The sequence below is a fragment of the Telluria sp. AZSoR62 genome (assembly GCF_058111565.1).
Genome location: NZ_JBYTST010000589.1, coordinates 1 through 237 on the forward strand (window position 1 = coordinate 1; position 237 = coordinate 237).

The window sequence follows — 237 nt, forward strand, 5'->3', positions numbered from 1 at the left end:
CTACGGCATGCCACAAAAGATCGAGCGAGGGGACTACGTGGCATTCGTCCCACAGAACGGCCTCATGGGCCCCCATTTTGAAGGTAAAACTGTTGGCAAAATGGTCGCTGGGCTACCAGGTGATCAAGTCATCGTAAAAAATGACATCGCGTACGTAGACGGTCGGCTTGTCGGCAAACTGAACCTGCTCGATAAACTAGGTAAACAACCAGGCGCGTTCGACCGAACGGAAATTGT

General features: G+C 51.9%; 1 pseudogene. It reads left to right on the forward strand.

Annotated features, from left to right (window positions below):
• Positions 1-37: 37 nt before the first annotated feature.
• A pseudogene (locus tag AC3XQU_RS24850) lies at positions 38-237 on the forward strand (pilus assembly protein); the annotation flags it as partial.